The sequence below is a fragment of the Pseudomonas sp. CF161 genome, assembly GCF_000416215.1.
Lineage (GTDB): Bacteria > Pseudomonadota > Gammaproteobacteria > Pseudomonadales > Pseudomonadaceae > Aquipseudomonas.
Map to the genome: position 1 here is coordinate 136,648 of NZ_ATLP01000107.1, position 17,106 is coordinate 153,753.

18 protein-coding genes are annotated in these 17,106 nt (G+C 62.3%); 6 read left to right on the plus strand and 12 right to left on the minus strand.

Going from position 1 to position 17,106, the window contains the following annotated elements:
- Positions 1–4 precede the first annotated feature (4 nt).
- The 6 genes from flgJ to CF161_RS24515 all read right to left on the minus strand — a co-directional run bounded on the left by flgJ (position 5) and on the right by CF161_RS24515 (position 6,644).
- The gene (gene flgJ / locus CF161_RS24490; protein WP_020299312.1) at positions 5–1,270 is read right to left on the minus strand and encodes a flagellar assembly peptidoglycan hydrolase FlgJ; all 1,266 of its coding nucleotides are present in this window, start codon (positions 1,268–1,270) and stop codon (positions 5–7) included.
- 11 nt (positions 1,271–1,281) lie between these two features.
- Positions 1,282–2,391 carry a flagellar basal body P-ring protein FlgI gene (locus CF161_RS24495; protein WP_020299313.1) on the minus strand — a complete coding sequence of 370 codons (1,110 nt, stop codon included), beginning with the start codon at positions 2,389–2,391 and terminating at the stop codon, positions 1,282–1,284.
- Positions 2,392–2,406: 15 nt separating this feature from the next.
- A complete protein-coding gene (flgH, locus tag CF161_RS24500) occupies positions 2,407–3,102 on the minus strand; it encodes a flagellar basal body L-ring protein FlgH (protein WP_020299314.1) in 696 nt (231 codons plus the stop codon).
- Between the two features lie 55 nt (positions 3,103–3,157).
- A complete protein-coding gene (gene flgG, locus CF161_RS24505) occupies positions 3,158–3,943 on the minus strand; it encodes a flagellar basal-body rod protein FlgG (protein ID WP_020299315.1) in 786 nt (261 codons plus the stop codon).
- A gap of 45 nt (positions 3,944–3,988) precedes the next feature.
- Complete coding sequence (locus tag CF161_RS24510) at positions 3,989–4,729, minus strand: flagellar basal body rod protein FlgF (protein WP_020299316.1); 741 nt, start codon at positions 4,727–4,729, stop codon at positions 3,989–3,991.
- 349 nt (positions 4,730–5,078) lie between these two features.
- Positions 5,079–6,644 (minus strand): sigma-54-dependent phenylalanine hydroxylase transcriptional regulator PhhR, encoded by a 1,566-nt coding sequence (locus tag CF161_RS24515; RefSeq protein WP_020299317.1) that lies wholly within the window; start codon positions 6,642–6,644, stop codon positions 5,079–5,081.
- Positions 6,645–6,938: 294 nt separating this feature from the next.
- On the opposite strand from CF161_RS24515, the gene phhA reads away from it, so the two are divergent.
- The 6 genes from phhA (at position 6,939) to CF161_RS24540 (ending at position 11,302) form a co-directional block, all read left to right on the plus strand.
- Entirely contained in the window at positions 6,939–7,730 is a 792-nt protein-coding gene (gene phhA / locus CF161_RS24520; protein WP_020299318.1) for a phenylalanine 4-monooxygenase, read from the plus strand.
- A gap of 69 nt (positions 7,731–7,799) precedes the next feature.
- Positions 7,800–8,156, plus strand: a complete 357-nt coding sequence (locus CF161_RS24525) for a 4a-hydroxytetrahydrobiopterin dehydratase (RefSeq protein WP_020299319.1) — start codon at positions 7,800–7,802, stop codon at positions 8,154–8,156.
- Positions 8,156–9,352: an amino acid aminotransferase gene (locus CF161_RS24530; RefSeq protein WP_020299320.1), complete on the plus strand. Its 1,197-nt coding sequence runs from the start codon at positions 8,156–8,158 to the stop codon at positions 9,350–9,352. The genes CF161_RS24525 and CF161_RS24530 overlap by 1 nt, the downstream gene beginning before the upstream one ends.
- A 238-nt stretch (positions 9,353–9,590) precedes the next feature.
- Complete coding sequence (locus tag CF161_RS33485; RefSeq protein ID WP_020299321.1) at positions 9,591–9,719, plus strand: hypothetical protein; 129 nt, start codon at positions 9,591–9,593, stop codon at positions 9,717–9,719.
- 84 nt (positions 9,720–9,803) lie between these two features.
- Positions 9,804–9,986: a hypothetical protein gene (locus CF161_RS24535; RefSeq protein ID WP_043230307.1), complete on the plus strand. Its 183-nt coding sequence runs from the start codon at positions 9,804–9,806 to the stop codon at positions 9,984–9,986.
- Between the two features lie 116 nt (positions 9,987–10,102).
- Complete coding sequence (locus tag CF161_RS24540; protein ID WP_043230291.1) at positions 10,103–11,302, plus strand: MFS transporter; 1,200 nt, start codon at positions 10,103–10,105, stop codon at positions 11,300–11,302.
- On the opposite strand, the gene arfB is transcribed toward CF161_RS24540, so the two are convergent.
- The 6 genes from arfB to CF161_RS24570 all read right to left on the minus strand — a co-directional run bounded on the left by arfB (position 11,299) and on the right by CF161_RS24570 (position 17,084).
- Positions 11,299–11,712: an alternative ribosome rescue aminoacyl-tRNA hydrolase ArfB gene (gene arfB / locus CF161_RS24545; protein ID WP_020299324.1), complete on the minus strand. Its 414-nt coding sequence runs from the start codon at positions 11,710–11,712 to the stop codon at positions 11,299–11,301. The genes CF161_RS24540 and arfB overlap by 4 nt on opposite strands.
- A gap of 155 nt (positions 11,713–11,867) precedes the next feature.
- Complete coding sequence (locus CF161_RS24550) at positions 11,868–13,289, minus strand: amino acid permease (RefSeq protein WP_020299325.1); 1,422 nt, start codon at positions 13,287–13,289, stop codon at positions 11,868–11,870.
- Between the two features lie 463 nt (positions 13,290–13,752).
- Complete coding sequence (rluB, locus tag CF161_RS24555; protein ID WP_020299326.1) at positions 13,753–14,970, minus strand: 23S rRNA pseudouridine(2605) synthase RluB; 1,218 nt, start codon at positions 14,968–14,970, stop codon at positions 13,753–13,755.
- A gap of 150 nt (positions 14,971–15,120) precedes the next feature.
- Positions 15,121–15,309 carry a DUF1289 domain-containing protein gene (locus CF161_RS24560; RefSeq protein ID WP_020299327.1) on the minus strand — a complete coding sequence of 63 codons (189 nt, stop codon included), beginning with the start codon at positions 15,307–15,309 and terminating at the stop codon, positions 15,121–15,123.
- A 50-nt stretch (positions 15,310–15,359) separates the two neighbouring features.
- Positions 15,360–16,373 carry an SMC-Scp complex subunit ScpB gene (gene scpB / locus CF161_RS24565; protein WP_020299328.1) on the minus strand — a complete coding sequence of 338 codons (1,014 nt, stop codon included), beginning with the start codon at positions 16,371–16,373 and terminating at the stop codon, positions 15,360–15,362.
- A 12-nt stretch (positions 16,374–16,385) separates the two neighbouring features.
- Positions 16,386–17,084 (minus strand): ScpA family protein, encoded by a 699-nt coding sequence (locus CF161_RS24570; RefSeq protein WP_177326802.1) that lies wholly within the window; start codon positions 17,082–17,084, stop codon positions 16,386–16,388.
- Between the last annotated feature and the right edge of the window lie 22 nt (positions 17,085–17,106).

The window sequence follows — 17,106 nt, forward strand, 5'->3', positions numbered from 1 at the left end:
GACCTTATAAATTCGTGGAAGCGCCCGCCGCAGCGTAGTTCTCGTAGCTCTTCATCTGCTTGGCAATCTGCGAAATCTTGCTTGCGTAATCCGGGTCGGTTGCATACCCGGCTTTTTGCAACTCGCGTACAAACTGTTCAGGCTTATCGGCCGACTTCAGCACTTCTTGATAGCGATTGTTGCTCTGCAACAAGGTCACCAGGTCATGGAAACTGTCCTGATAGGAATCGTAGGAACGGAACGCTGCCGTCTCCTTGACCATCTCGCCATTTCTGAATTCGCTGGTGATCGCGCGTGCCTGATCGCCCTTCCAACTGCTGCCGGCCTTGATGCCAAACAGGTTGTGGCTGCTGGAGCCATCCTGCTGGCGCATGACCGACTTGCCCCAGCCGGTTTCCAGGGCGGCCTGGGCCACCAGGTAGCGCGGATCGACACCAATACGCTTGGCCGCCTGCTCTGCCATCGGCAGCATGGTGGCGACGAAATCATCGGCTGAACTGAAGGCGCTCTTGGCTGGCGCCAATGGCGGCTGGGCCACGGCGCGACCGTAGATCTGCATTCGTCCACGGGGCGCGGCGAAGGTCTGCGCACTTTGCCAGTCACCCTTGATCACAGCGTCAGTGGCGGCGGTAGTGCGCCCTGGCGCGACGTTCTTGCCGGTGGCATCGGTGCCGGTAGCGGAAGGCACGATGCCCGCCAACAAGCGATCGGTCAGCTTGCTCGGCAGCGAGATCCGCCGCTGATTGAGCAAGGCCATATCGTTGTGCACGGCACCGGAGGTGTGCGGATCGACAGCGCGCGAAGCCCACAGCGGACGCTGGCCGTTGACCCGGGTCAGCGGCCCGCCAATGGCGGTGGTGCCGGCGGCAATGGCGGTGGGCGTCGCCTTGGTTTCGGCAGTGGCCCCCGGCACGGCAGCCGCCGCGCCCGGAACCACAGGTTTATTCTTCGACATCTGGCGCATCAGCACATCGGCCAGGCCGATACCGCCGCCATTGCGCGACAGGGAAACCGCCAACTGCTGGTCGTACATTTCCTGGTACTGCTTGGCCGCTGGCGTGTTGAGCGGGTTGTCCTTGCCCAGGGCTTCGGTGGCCGAGCGCATGGACTTGAGCATTTCCCCGAGGAACAGCGACTCGAACTCCTGCGCCACCTTGCGCATGTTGGCATCACTGTTCTTGTCGCCGACCTTGAATTGGTTAAGCCGGTTGAGGTCCGAATACGACCCCGAATCACCACCGCCCACCAGGCCGCTCTTGCGAATATCCATGCTCGCCTACCTCAAATCACAATCAGGTCGGCTTGTAAGGCGCCGGCCTGTTTCAACGCTTCAAGGATCGCCATCAAGTCACCCGGCGCTGCGCCGACCTGATTCACCGCCCGCACGATTTCGTCCAGGGTGGTGCCCGGGCCGAATTTGAACATCGGCTTGGCTTCTTGCTGGGCGTTGACCCGCGAGCGCGGCACGACGGCCGTCTGCCCATTGGACAGCGGGCCCGGCTGGCTGACGATCGGGTCTTCGGTGATGGTCACGGTGAGGCTGCCGTGGGTCACGGCGGCCGGCGAAACCTTGACGTTCTGGCCGATCACGATGGTGCCGGTGCGGGAGTTGATGATGACCTTGGCCACCGCCTGCCCCGGATCGACTTCCAGGTTCTCGAGAATCGACAGGTAGTCCACGCGCTGGCTTGGATCAAGCGGCGCGGTCACCCGGATCGAACCGCCATCGATGGCCTGGGCCACGCCAGGGCCGAGCATGTCATTGATCTTGTCGACGATGCGCTTGGCGGTGGTGAAGTCGGAGCGGTTGAGGTTCAAGGTCAGGCTGTTGCCCTGGTTGAAACCGCTCGGCACCGCACGCTCGACCGAGGCCCCGCCCGGGATGCGACCGGCCGACGGAACGTTGACGGTGATCTTCGAACCGTCGCGCCCCTCGGCGTCAAAACCGCCCACCACCAGGTTGCCCTGGGCGATGGCGTAGACGTTGCCGTCGATACCCTTGAGCGGCGTCAGCAGCAAGGTGCCGCCACGCAGGCTCTTGGAGTTACCAATGGAGGACACGGTGATATCCACCACCTGCCCCGGCTTGGCGAACGCCGGCAGGTCGGCACTGATCGACACCGCGGCGACGTTTTTCAACTGCACGTTGCCGGAACCGGCGGGCACCTTGATGCCGAACTGCGACAGCATGTTGTTGAAGGTCTGCAGGGTGAACGGCGTCTGGGTGGTCTGGTCACCCGTACCATTAAGCCCGACCACCAGGCCGTAGCCGATCAATTGGTTGGAACGCACGCCGGAAATACTGGCGATGTCCTTCAACCGCTCGGCCTGTACGCCAAGGGAGGTGGACAGCAACAACACGGCCGCCATCAGGTGCTTGAAATTCAGCATTTGATTTTTCATCACCTAGAAAGGGAACAGCGGGCTTAAGAAGAAACGGTCGAACCAGCCCGGCTGGTTCGCATCGGCAAACGAACCGGTGCCCGAATAGGTAATGCGCGCATCGGCGACCCGGGTCGAAGACACGGTGTTGTCGGTGGCGATATCGTCAGCCCGCACCAGCCCGGCAATCCGTACCAGCTCATCGCCGGTATTGAGGGTCATCCACTTCTCGCCGCGCACGGCGATGATGCCGTTGGGCAGCACGTCGGCCACGGTGACCGTGATCGAACCGGTCAGGCTGTTGCTCTGGGCGGCCTTGCTGTCGCCCTTGGTGGCGCGGTTGCCGCTGTATCCGGCATTCAGGGTCAGGTCGCCATCGCCCAGCGGGTTGTTGGTATTGGGCACGGCGCCGAACAACGAACTCAGGCCGATGCTGTTGTTGCTGGTCTTGGTCAGCGCCGAGTTGGCGCCTTTGCTGGCCTGGGTCCGCTCGTTGAGGGTGATGGTGATGATGTCACCGACCCGGAACGCCTTGCGGTCGCCATAAAGGTTCTGCTCGAAGCCGGCCTGGTAGATCGAGCCGTTATTGGCGGCCGAAGGCAGCGGCGTGCGCGGCAACACCGGCGCGTAGTACGGGTCATTGGGTTTGGGCGGCGGGCTGACACAGCCCGCGAGCACAGTGATCCCACTCAGCGTTAGAACACACACAAACCGATTCATGACCCTACCTCACGGTGTTGCAGGCGCGCCGTTCAAGGCCGCCTCGAAGACTTGATTACAGATTCTGCGTTACGAACGAGAGCATCTGGTCGGCGGTGGAAATCACCTTGGAGTTCATCTCGTAGGCACGTTGAGTGGTGATCATGTTGACCATCTCTTCAACGGTGCTGACGTTGGAGGTTTCCAGGGTGTTCTGCAGCGTGGTGCCGAAACCGTTGAGGCCCGGAGTACCGATCTGCGGCGCGCCGCTGGCGGCGGTTTCCAGGAACAGGTTGTTGCCCACGGCTTGCAGACCGGCCGGGTTGATGAAGTCGGCGGTTTGCAGGTTGCCGATCACTTGCGAAGCCGGGTTGCCGGCCACGGTGATGGAAACAGTGCCGTCCTGACCTACGGTGAAGGTCTGGGCATCGTTGGGAACCACAACCGCAGGCTCCAGGGTGAAGCCGTTGGCGGTGACGATCTGGCCATTGGAGTCCAGGTGAAAGGTCCCGTCACGGGTGTAGGACGTGGTGCCATCCGGCTGCAGGATCTGGAAGAAACCACGACCGTTGACCGCCAGGTCGAGCGGCTGCTCGGTGGTCTGCAGGCTGCCGGCAGTGAAGTTCTTCTGGGTGCCGACGATGCGCACACCGGTACCGACTTGCAGGCCCGATGGCAGCTCGCTGTCCTGGGTAGACTGCGAACCAGGCTGACGCTTGATCTGATACAGCAGGTCCTGGAACTCGGCGCGATCACGTTTGAAACCCGTGGTCGAGACGTTCGCCAGGTTGTTGGAAATAACGGTCAGGTTGGTGTCCTGGGCGGACAGACCGGTTTTGGCAACCCATAGAGCCGGAAGCATTCGATTCTCCTCGTGCGCCTGTTTTACGGCGCTACGTACTGGTGATTAGCTGATCTGCAAGACCCGAGCCATGGCCTGGTCGTCTTCTTTCGCGGTGCTCATCATCTTGATGTGCAATTCAAACTGCTTGGACAAAGCCAGGACCGCGGTCATTTCTTCAACGGCATTGACGTTGCTCGACTCCAGGAAACCCGACACCAACTGCACATTGGCATCAGCCGGTGCGGCCTGGCCGTCCTTGGTCTGGATCGAACCGTCGAGGCCCTTGGTCATGCTTTTCAAATCCGGGTTGACCAGCTTGATGCGGTCGACTTCAGCCATCACTCGCGGGCCTTCGCCCATGGCGCGGATGCTGATGGTGCCGTCCTGGCCGATTTCGATCTTCTGCTCGGGCGGCACGGCGATCGGACCGCCATTGCCCATCACGGCCATGCCGTTGCCCGCCCGCAACACACCCAGGGCGTCAACATTCAGGCTGCCGGTGCGCACGTAGCTTTCACCCCCATCGGGGTTCTGCACGGCAATCCAACCCTTGCCGCTGACGGCCACATCCAGCTCGCGACCGGTTTCCACCAGGGAGCCAGGCGTGAAGTCGGTGCCAGGACGTTCCGACATGGCAAAGGCGCGCGCCGGAAAGCTGTCACCGAACACCGGCATCGAACGCGCCTGCTCCAGGTCGCGCTGAAAACCGTTGGTGGAGATGTTCGCCAGATTGTTGGCATGAGCCTTTTGCGCCAGAGCATTCTGGCTGGCGCCGGTCATTGCCACGTAAAGGTACTTGTCCACAGTCTTTCCTCTGTCTGCCGGACGTTTGCCGCCCACCGCTGTACTGATGAGCCATAAGCAATAAGCGCACCAACTTGTTTTAGAGCGATGAATCCCCAGGCGGAGCAAGGCTTTGGCGGGTTTGGGAGGAAATTCGGAGCGCGGCGAGAGACGGAAAAACGGCGGTCTTATGCCGCTAACGGCAAGTAACGGCCTGGATACACAATCGAACCCAAGGTATTACGACACCCACCGCTAAACCTGTAGCCGCTGCCGAGGCACGAGGCTGCGCTGGCCATCCGCAACGACCCGCTTCTTCAGGCATCACTTCAGCACCCGTCCGACCTCGGCCCAGACCTATCGACAGCAACTACACGTCGACAGGGTTTTTGCCGAGCTGATGATCGCGCAATTTATTGGCAATGGTGGTGTGGGAAACCCCCAGGCGCTTGCCCAGCAGGCGGCTGCTCGGATGCTCGGCATACAGGCGCTCAAGCACCGCCTTTTCAAAGCGCCCAACGATATCCTCCAGGCTGCCCTCCAGGGAGAAATCGCCAAGCGGCTGACGCACGCCATAGTCCGGCAAGCGAATATGCTCGGCTTTGACCAACGCCCCGTCGCATAACGAAACCGCCTGGAACAACACGTTTTCCAACTGCCGCACATTGCCCGGCCAATGGTAGTGGCTGAGCCGCTCCAGGGCGGGCGGGGCCAGGGTCGGCAGCGGGCAGCCGATCTGCCGGCTGGCCTGATCAAGAAAGTGCTCCACCAGCGGTGCCAGGCCGTCGAGGCATTCGCGCAATGGCGGGATGTGCAGGGACAACACATTGAGCCGGTGGTAAAGGTCCTGGCGAAACTCGCCACGCGCGCAAAGCTCGGAAAGGTCGACCTGGGTCGCACAGATCACCCGCACATCCAGGTACACCTCCTCATCACTGCCTACCCGGCGGAAGCAGCCATCCTGCAAAAAGCGCAACAGCTTGACCTGCAGCCGCGGGCTCATCTCCCCGACCCCATCCAGAAACAGCGTGCCGCCAGCGGTCAGCTCCAGCAGCCCGAGCTTGCCTTCAGCCCGCGCGCCCTCAAACGCACCCGGGCCGTAACCGAACAGCTCGGTCTCGGCCATCGACTCCGGCAAGCCGGCGCAATTGAGCGCCATCAGCGGCGACTGCCCACGGGGGCTGGCCAGATGGCAGGCGCGGGCCAACAACTCCTTGCCGGTGCCGGTCTCGCCTTCGATCAACAGTGGCGCATCCAGCGGCGCCATGCGCCGCGCCTCACGCACCACTGCCGCCATGACCTTGGAACTCTGGAAAATACTGTCGAAGCCACGCAACTCCTGCTTGCGCACGTTATAGATGCGCTCACCGACCCGATCCGCGCGGTGCAGGGTCAGGACCGCGCCCGCCAGCGCCTCGCTGTCGTCATGCTCCGATTGCAGGGGCGCGATATCCGCCAGGAACACATCGCCCTTGACCTTGACCCGCAGGCCGTTGATTCGCGACTTGCTGGCCCGCACCAGCTCCGGCAAATCAAAATCCTCGGCGTAACGCGACAGCGGGATCCCCGGCACCTCGTCCACCCGCACCCCGAGCAACTGCGCCGCCGCGCGGTTGGCGGCCACGATCGAACCGCCCATATCAATCGACAGCACCGGGAACTCCAGGGCACCGAGCAGGGCGTTGAGCTCCATATGCCGACGCTCGCTGGGCATCAGCCCCACCCGCTTGACCCCGAACACCCCGGTAATGGACTCGAACTTGGGGCGCAAGGCCTGGAACTGCAGGTTGATCAGGTTCGGGCAGTGCAGGTAGATCGCATTGCCGTGCTCCCCGCCCACCTCGCCCCGGGCCACGTTGATCCCGTACTCCACCAACAGGTTGAGAATGTCGCGCAGGATGCCGATGCGATTCTGGCAGTGGACTTTGATCCGCATATAAAAGACCCGAAACAGGTAAAGAGAGGCATGAGCGCCAAAAACAGCGGCCGGCAGCGCCGACTTTTTTCAGGCCTGGCGCAAATAGACGTAAAGATTATGTGACAGTGATCGCCGTTATCAACTCACAAAACCGCCATGATTACGCCACCCAGGGAAATTCGTAACGAATACTTTACGATTATGGATTAAAAAGCGCCTGCACGGCGCCGGCGACCTGCTGCAGGCTGCGGCACCTTGGAGTATCTCTAGCGTCATACATAACAAGAACGCAGCCCCTTGCAGGAGAGCAGCATGAAGCAGACGCAGTACGTGGCCCGCGAGCCCGACGCGCACGGTTTTATCGACTACCCGGCCGAAGAACATGCGGTGTGGAACACCCTGATCACCCGCCAACTCAAAGTGCTTGAAGGTCGCGCGTGCCAGGAATACCTGGACGGCATCGAAAAGCTCGGCCTGCCCCACGACCGCATCCCGCAGTTGGGCGAAATCAACAAGGTGCTCGGTGAAACCACCGGCTGGCAGGTGGCCCGGGTTCCGGCACTGATCCCCTTCCAGACCTTTTTTGAACTGCTCGCCAGCAAGCAGTTTCCCGTCGCCACATTCATTCGCACCCGCGAAGAACTGGACTACCTGCAAGAGCCGGATATCTTCCACGAGATCTTTGGCCACTGCCCATTGCTGACCAACCCCTGGTTCGCCGAATTCACCCACACCTACGGCAAGCTCGGCCTGCAGGCGACCAAGGAAGAACGGGTATACCTGGCGCGCCTGTACTGGATGACCATCGAGTTCGGCCTGGTCGACACCCCGCACGGCAAACGCATCTATGGCGGCGGGATTCTTTCTTCGCCCAAGGAAACCGTCTACAGCCTCTCCGACGAGCCCGAGCACCAGGCCTTCAATCCCCTGGAAGCGATGCGCACGCCTTATCGCATCGATATCCTGCAGCCCTTGTATTTCGTCCTGCCAAGCCTTGAGCGCCTGTTCGACCTGGCCCATGAAGACATCATGGCCATGGTCCACCAGGGCATGCAGTTGGGCCTGCATCCACCCAAGTTCACGCCCAAGCCCAAGGCGGCCTGAGCAGATCACACTCGCGACGTGCCGCGAAAGATAGTAATTTCCAACAAGAATCGTTTTCAGGAATACACCATGACCGCTCTGAACCAAGCCCATTGCGAAGCCTGCCGTGCCGATGCCCCCCAAGTCAGCGACGAAGAACTGCCGGTACTGATCAAGCAGATCCCCGACTGGAACATCGAAGTACGCAACGGCGTGATGCAGCTGGAAAAAGTCTTCCTGTTCAAAAACTTCAAATTTGCCCTGGCCTTCACCAACGCCATGGGTGAAATTTCCGAAGCCGAAGGTCATCACCCAGGCTTGCTCACCGAGTGGGGCAAAGTCACCGTGACCTGGTGGAGCCACTCCATCAAGGGCCTGCACCGCAACGACTTCATCATGGCCGCACGCACCGACCAAGTGGCCCAGACCGCAGAAGGACGCAAGTAATGCACTTCGACGCCATCGGCCGCGTACCCGGCGACCCGATTCTCGGCCTGATGGAGGCCTACGCCTCGGACAGCAACCCGCGCAAGTTCGACCTCGGCGTGGGGGTCTACAAGGACTCCCAGGGCCTGACGCCAATCCCGCAGTCGGTGAAACTGGCCGAGCAACGCCTGGTGGAGCGCCAGACCACCAAGACCTACATCGGCGGCCACGGCAACGCGGCCTTCGGCAAGCTGGTGAATGAACTGGTGCTGGGCGCCGATTCCAAGTTGATCGCCGAGCAACGCGCTGGTGTTACCCAGACCCCGGGCGGCACGGGCGCCCTGCGGTTATCGGCCGACTTTATCGCCCAATGCCTGCCCGGCCGCGGCATCTGGCTGAGCAACCCGACCTGGCCGATCCACGAAACCATCTACGCCACCGCCGGGCTCAAGGTCAGCCATTACCCCTACGTCGGCAGTGACAACCGCCTGGACGTGGAGGCGATGCTCGCCACCCTGAAACAGGCCCCCAAGGGCGACGTGGTGCTGCTGCATGCCTGCTGCCACAACCCGACCGGCTTTGACCTGTCCCATGACGACTGGCGCCGGGTGCTGGAAGTGGTGCGCGCTCGCGAGCTACTGCCACTGATCGACTTCGCCTACCAGGGCTTTGGCGATGGCCTGGAACAGGATGCCTGGGCGGTACGGCTGATGGCCTCCGAGCTGCCGGAACTGCTGATTACCAGTTCCTGCTCGAAGAACTTCGGCCTGTACTCCGACCGCACCGGCGCGCTGATCGTCTGCGCCAGCAACGCGGAAAAACTCACGGACATCCGCAGCCAGCTGGCCCATATCGCGCGCAACCTGTGGTCCACCCCACCGGATCACGGCGCGGCGGTGGTGGCGACCATCCTCGGCGACCCCGAGCTGAAAAGCCTGTGGGCCGACGAAGTGGAAGCCATGCGCCAACGCATCGCCCAATTGCGTGCCGGGCTGGTCGAAGCCCTGCAACCCCACGGGCTGGCCGAGCGCTTTGCCCATATCGGTGTGCAGCGCGGGATGTTTTCCTACACCGGGCTGTCGCCAGCCCAGGTCAAGGAACTGCGCGACCACCACAGCGTGTACATGGTCAGCTCCGGCCGGGCCAACGTCGCCGGCATCGACGCCACCCGTCTCGACCTGCTGGCCGACGCCATCGCTCAGGTCTGCAAGGCCTGATCCTCGTCATCCGCCAGTGCCTGCCCGATCCCGGCAGGTACGGGCGGAATGACCTTTTCCAGGGGCCGCCGACAGCCCCCGCCCCATGCCGAAATCGAGCCTTGGTGAAATCCCTTTCATCTCCAGAGGCGCAATAAACATCTTTTTGTCATTTGCACTGCTGTATCCTGCCCAAGCTTTTTAAAAGCGCGGATCTACCCAGCGATTTAAAAAACAGACCTTGCGAGGAGCAACGAACATGCATGAGATTCCTAATCTCCCCTTCCCAAGCCTGCACGAAACTGAGCAGACAACCCCGCAACAAGCCAGTGCGCAAAAACCTGAAGTGAAAGAAGCCGAAAGCCGCAAGGCCGACAGCAAAGACTAAAGAGCACTGCCCAGACCGTGTGGAAAGCGCAAACTGATGCGCTTTCCACACAGCCTGAATCCCCTGCCCCGCGAGCCCCAAACCATGACCGACTCCTCCAGCGACACCCAGGCCAGCGTGCTGCTCGGCACCGCCGAGAAGATGATCGATATCTGGAACCGCCTCTCCCCGGAAAAACAGGCCGCCCTGCTGGCGCGCTTTGGCACCCAGGAAAACGCCCTCGCGGCCCTGGTGACCACTCAATTGCTGGCCCCAGCAACACGCTGATGCCGCCCCGGCCTTAGAAACATCGCTGCGCCACGTCGATTTCTCCCCCTGCATCCCTGCAAGCATCGGTATCATAAGCAGCCTATCTATCCTGCCGTGCCAGTGGACCTTTACCCATGCCAGATACCCAGCGACCCATGGAGGTCACGCTGCAAGTCGTTTCCATCGTCCTTTTCACCTTTATCGGTTACCTCAACATCGGCATCCCCCTGGCCGTGTTGCCCGGTTACGTGCACAGCGATTTGGGGTTTGGCGCCGTGATCGCCGGGCTGGTGATCAGCGTGCAGTACCTGGCCACCCTCCTCAGCCGGCCCTATGCCGGACGCATGATCGACAACCTCGGCAGCAAGCGCGCAGTGATGGTCGGCCTGGCCGGCTGCGGCCTGAGCGGCGTGTTCATGCTGCTTTCGGCCTGGCTGCACACTCTGCCGGGCCTGAGCCTGGCCTGCCTGCTGGTGGGTCGCCTGGTGCTGGGCAGCGCGGAGAGCCTGGTGGGTTCCGGCGCCATTGGCTGGGGCATCGGTCGGGTCGGTGCGCAGAACACGGCCAAGGTCATTTCCTGGAACGGCATTGCCAGCTATGGCGCCCTGGCCATCGGTGCGCCGTTCGGCGTGTTTCTGGTGAGTCAGCTGGGCTTGTGGAGCATGGGGGTCAGCATCATTCTCCTGGCCCTGCTCGGCCTGGCCCTGGCCTGGCCGAAAGTCGCGGCGCCGATCGTGGCCGGCGAACGCCTGCCGTTCATGCATGTGCTGGGCCGGGTATTGCCCCACGGCTGCGGCCTGGCCCTGGGCTCGATCGGCTTTGGCACCATCGCCACCTTTATCACGCTGTATTACGCCACGCAGCACTGGTCGAACGCGGTGCTGTGCCTGAGCCTGTTCGGCGCCAGCTTTATCGGCGCGCGCCTGCTGTTCGGCAACCTGATCAACCGCCTGGGGGGCTTTCGGGTGGCGATTGCCTGCCTGTCGGTGGAAACCCTGGGGCTCTTGCTGCTGTGGCTAGCACCCGATGCCCACTGGGCCCTGGCCGGAGCGGCGCTGAGCGGCTTTGGCTTTTCCCTGGTATTCCCGGCGCTGGGGGTCGAGGCGGTCAACCTGGTGCCGGCCTCCAGTCGCGGGGCGGCGGTGGGTGCCTACTCGCTGTTCATCGACCTGTCCCTGGGCATCACCGGGCCGCTGGCCGGGGCGATTGCCGCCGGTTTCGGTTTTGCCTCGATCTTTCTGTTCGCCGCCATTGCCGCCTGCAGCGGCCTGATCCTCAGCGTCTGTCTGTACCGTCAGGCGCCGAAGTACCGCCAGGAACGCGCGGGCCGCTAGAAGTCCACCCGACCGCGGCCGGCCTTGATGTCGCTGCGCTTGGACTTGGATTCCAGGCGGCGCTTTTTCGAGCCCAGGGTCGGCTTGGTCGGGCGGCGCTTCTTTTCCACCTTGGTCGCGCTGAGGATCAACTCGGTCAAGCGCTCCAGGGCATCGGCGCGGTTCTGCTCCTGGGTTCGGTACTGCTGGGCCTTGATCACGATCACGCCGTCGCTGGTGATGCGACTGTCGCGCAGCGCCAGCAGCCGCTCCTTGTAGAACGGCGGCAGGGACGAAGCCGGAATATCAAAGCGCAGGTGCACGGCACTGGAAACCTTGTTGACGTTCTGCCCGCCCGCGCCCTGGGCACGAATCGCCGTCAATTCGATCTCGGCATCCGGCAGATGCACGTTGTTGGAAATCACCAGCATGAAAAACCATCCGCGTTCAGGGCCCACAGGATACCCATTTGTATCGCCGCAGGCTCGCCGGCAAACGCCAGCCAAGACCACTGAGCGCCCGCAAGCCAACCCCCAGAAACGAAAAACCCGGCGCCAGGGCCGGGTTTTCGGAGTCATTCAAGGGCTTACTTGATCGACGAACTCAGGGTTTGCACACCCGGTTGCTCACTGCGCTTGCCTTTGATCAGGTAGCAGCCCCACATAAAGACCAGCCACACCGGAATCGCGTACACCGAGATCTGGATCCCTGGAATCAGCAGCATGATGCCGAGGATAAACGCCACGAACGCCAGGCAGACAAAGTTGCCATAGGGGTACCACAGCGCCTTGAACAGCGAGGTCTGCCCGGTGCGGTTCATGTGCTGGCGGAACTTGAAGTGCGAGTAGCTGATCATCGCCCAGTTGATCACCAGGGTCGCGACCACCAGCGACATCAACAGCTCCAGCGCGTGCTGCGGAATCAGGTAGTTGAGCACCACGGCCACGAAAGTCACCAGGGCCGAGGCCAGAATCGAGCGCACCGGAACGCCGCGCTTGTCGATCTTGGCCAGGGCCTTGGGCGCATCGCCCTGTTCGGCCATGCCCAGCAACATGCGGCTGTTGCAGTAGGTGCCGCTGTTGTACACCGACAAGGCCGCGGTCAGGACCACGAAGTTGAGGATGTGCGCCGCCGTATTGCTGCCCAGCATCGAGAACACCTGGACGAACGGGCTGCCACTGTAGGCATCGCCGGAAGCGTTGAGGCTCACCAGCAGGCTGTCCCAGGGGGTCAGGGACAGCAGCACCACCAGGGCGCCGATGTAGAAAATCAGGATGCGGTAGATCACCTGATTGATCGCCTTGGGGATCACGGTCTTCGGTTTGTCGGCTTCAGCTGCGGTGAAACCGAGCATCTCCAGGCCGCCGAAGGAGAACATGATGATCGCCATGGCCATGACCAGGCCGCTGACGCCATTGGGGAAAAAGCCGCCGTGTTCCCACAGGTTGCTCACCGAGGCTTGCGGGCCGCCGTGGCCGCTGACCAGCAGGTAGCTGCCCAGGGCGATCATGCCGACAATCGCCACCACTTTGATAATGGCGAACCAGAACTCGGCCTCGCCGAAGACTTTGACGTTGGCCAGGTTGATCGCGTTGATCAGCACGAAGAACACCGCAGCCGAAGCCCAGGTCGGCACGTGCGGCCACCAGTAGTGCACGTACTTGCCGACCGCGGTCAGCTCCGACATGCCCACCAGGATGTACAGGATCCAGCAGTTCCAACCCGACAGGAAGCCGGCAAAGCCGCCCCAGTATTTATGGGCGAAGTGGCTGAAAGAGCCGGCAACCGGCTCCTCGACGATCATCTCGCCCAACTGGCGCATGATCATGAAGGCGATAAAGCCGCAGATGGCGTAGCCGAGGATCATCGACGGGCCGGCGGATTTGAGCACGCCGGCCGATCCGAGGAACAAGCCGGTACCGATCGCGCCACCCAGGGCGATCAGTTGAATATGTCGATTTTTCAGGCCGCGTTTCAGCTCGCCTGAATGCGAGTTCTGTTCACTCATTGAAAAGGTCTCACGCAAGGTTTGATGATGTTCGATAGGCGTTGCTGAAGGCGTTGGCTAAGCAGCGCAGATCAAACCCCAGCGCAGGCACCAGGAGTTCAGCGTTTGTTTAACGGTCATACGTCACCTGTTTGTTTTTATCTGTGACGAAATCGAACCCGCCACGCTTGTGACGCGGCGGAATGAACAAGGCGGATAGCCCTGAATGTATTGCTCGTCGAGCTGGTAGCCAGGCGGCGGAGGACAAGCCCCCGAACCGCGTCGGCACCAGTGGATCAGACGCAAAATGCGCGGATACGCAGTTGGGTCACAGTTAAAACGCCGCGCATTGTACACCCCTGATCCCCTGCTGCCAGACACTGCGACATCAGCGCCCCTGTGCTCTGCCCAGGCAAAAAAAAACGCCAACCCTGAGGTTGGCGTTTTTCACATGCAGCGTTGAGGCTTGCGGCTTAGGCCTGCCTCACTCCGGCTTGCGACGACCAAAGCCCGGACGCTGGCCGGAACCGGCAGGTGCGCCCCGACGCTTGCCCGAGGGCGCATCGCGGTCGACCAGGACAATGCCCGGACGCTTGGACTTCGGCGCCGGCTTGGCCGGACGCTTGGTGTCGCTTGGACGGTCAGCCACGGGCGTGCCGCGACCCGACTCACCACGACCGGCCGCCGGACGTGGAGTGCGTGGTCCGCGCTCGCCATCCTGACGCGCTGCCGGCTTGCGCCCTGGGCGCTCGCCTTCGATGTGCGGCTCACGCGCGGGACGGGCGCCGCCTGCGGCTGGAGCACCAGCAGCAGGACGCAGGGTGCGCACGCGCTCGCTCTTGCCCACCGGGCGCGAGGATTTACGCTGCATGCGTTCCAGCTTGTCCTTGCTCTTGGCGTTCAACTGCGGCATTGCCACCGGCGTCAGACCAACCTCGGCACTGAGGATATCCACCTCGTACTGAGTCATTTCACGCCAGCGGCCCATCGGCAGGTCGGAATTGAGGAACACCGGACCGAAACGCACGCGCTTCAGGCGGCTGACCACCAGGCCCTGGGATTCCCACAGACGACGCACTTCACGGTTACGGCCTTCCATCACCACGCAGTGGTACCAGTGGTTGAAACCTTCACCCCCTGGCGCCTGCTTGATGTCGGTGAACTTGGCCGGGCCGTCTTCGAGCACAACACCGGCTTTCAGGCGTTCGATCATCTCGTCGTCGACTTCGCCACGCACACGCACCGCGTATTCACGGTCCATCTCGTAGGAAGGGTGCATCAGACGGTTGGCCAACTCACCGTCGGTGGTGAACATCAGCAAGCCCGTGGTGTTGATGTCCAGGCGACCGATGTTGATCCAGCGGCCCTCTTTCGGGCGTGGCAGCTTGTCGAACACGGTTGGACGGCCCTCAGGGTCGTCACGGGTGCAGATCTCGCCGTCGGGTTTGTTGTACATGATCACGCGGCGCACCGATTCGGCGGCCTCTTCGCGCTTGATCACCTTGCCATCGATGGAGATGGCGTCATGCAGGTCGACGCGCAGGCCAAGGGTGGCGTCTTTGCCATTGACCTTGATCCGGCCCTGGCTGATCCAGGACTCTACGTCGCGGCGCGAGCCGACGCCGATACGGGCGAGGACTTTCTGCAGTTTTTCGCCTGCTGGGCCGATTTCCTGGCTGTCTTTCTGGTCGTTGTCACTCATCTGGGCACCTCCCGGTGTGTCGATTCAGGCGGTGAGTGGCCTGAAACGTGTAAAAACAGGTCTTGTGGCGAAGGGATCGCCAAAGGGTCGCGAATCATACGCTCATGGCGCCGGTTGCGCATCACAGACTAGTTGATATGTCGCGAGGGGCTACTTTTTCCGCCGACCGGTGGCGCCCAGGGCCAACAGGCGCAACTCGGCTTCGGCCAGCACGCCGCGCTTGTCGACCTTGTCGAGCTTCTTCCAGGCCTTGATCTCGCGCTTGCTGCGCCCACACCCGATGCAGATATCGTCGCTGAACTTGCAGACACTGATGCAGGGGTCTTTGGTGGAGCTCATGGGCCTTCTCCAGTATTCGCGATGGCCGGCAGCCCGACCCAGGACAAGGATCAGTCTTCCAGCGAGCGCCTTTCATTCTCGATGGCTTCGGCCAAGGCCAGGGCCTCGGCTTCTTCATCACTCAGGCTGGGTGCCGGGGGCTCCAGGGCAGCCACGGCGGCCAGCAACCTGGCGCGGGCCTCTGCCACGCCCAGCACGTCGTCATCGGTTTCGACTTCCGGGGTGGCGTCAGGTTCGACCTCAAGCACCGCCTCCACCTCGACGGCCATTTCAACAGCCACCTCCGCCGGGATATCGGGGTCAGGCGCGAGCCCGCTCTCGACGCTGGACTCGGAGGAATCCGGCGCGCCATCGCGCAGCAAATCATCGAAGTCGGTCTTGATCCCCTCCTCCATCGAATCCAGCTCCAGCAGCAAGGTGTGGAAGCTGGTTTCTTCCTTGGGCTCCTCCGGCTCGGCACTGGCATCGGCCAGGGCCTGCAGGTTCTCGGGCACCGGAGCGTCGTCGAACTCGAGCACCGGCTCGACTTCCATCTCGCGCAACTCCGCCAGGGGGGGCAGGTCGTCGAGGTTTTTCAGGTTGAAGTGGTCGAGAAACACCTTGGTGGTGGCAAACATCGCCGGTTTGCCCGGTACATCACGGTAGCCGACGACCCGGATCCACTCACGTTCAAGCAGGGTCTTGACGATATGGCTGTTGACTGCAACCCCACGCACGTCCTCGATTTCGCCCCGGGTAATCGGCTGGCGGTAGGCGATCAGCGCCATGGTTTCGAGCATGGCCCGCGAGTACCGCTGCGGGCGCTCTTCCCACAGACGCCCGACCCAGGGGCTGAATTTCTCGCGGATCTGCAACCGATAACCGGAGGCCACTTCCTTGAGTTCGAAGGCCCGGCCGTCGCAGGACTTGGCCAGCAGCGTCAGCGCCTTTTTGAACACGGCCGGCTCCGGCCGCTCACCCTCCTCGAAGAGTTCGAACAGGCGATCCAGGGATTGGGGCTTTCCCGAGGCCAACAGAAAGGCTTCAAGCAGCGGCGCCAGCTCGCGGGGTTCAGTCAGATTCATTGTTTCAGCTCGTTATTCGGCTCGCGCCCGCACATGGATCGCCGCAAAGGGCTCATTCTGCACCAGCTCGACCAGGGATTCCTTGACCAGTTCGAGGATCGCCATAAAGGTCACCACGACCCCCAGGCGCCCCTCCTCGGCGGTGAACAGCTCGACGAAGGGCACAAAACCGCCGCCCTTGAGCCGCTCCAGCACATCACTCATGCGCTCGCGGGTCGACAGCGCTTCGCGGCTGACCTGGTGGCTCTCGAACATGTCACCCCGGCGCAGCACCTCGGCCATGGACATCAGCAACTCTTCCAGGCTCACGTCCGGCAGCAGCTTGCGGGCACGGGCCTCGGGGGCGTCCAGCTTGGGCACGACCACGTCACGGCCGACCCGGCTCAGGTTATCGATGCCTTCGGCGGCAGCCTTGAAGCGCTCGTACTCCTGCAGGCGACGGATCAGCTCGGCGCGCGGATCGTCTTCTTCCTCTTCGATCTCGGCGGAGCGCGGCAGCAGCATCCGCGACTTGATCTCGGCCAGCATGGCCGCCATCACCAGGTACTCGGCGGCCAGCTCCAGGCGCACCGACTGCATCAACTCGACATACCCCATGTACTGGCGAGTAATTTCCGCCACCGGGATATCGAGGATGTTGATGTTCTGTTTACGGATCAGGTACAGCAGCAGGTCCAGCGGCCCCTCGAAAGCCTCGAGAAAGACCTCCAGGGCGTCCGGCGGGATATACAGG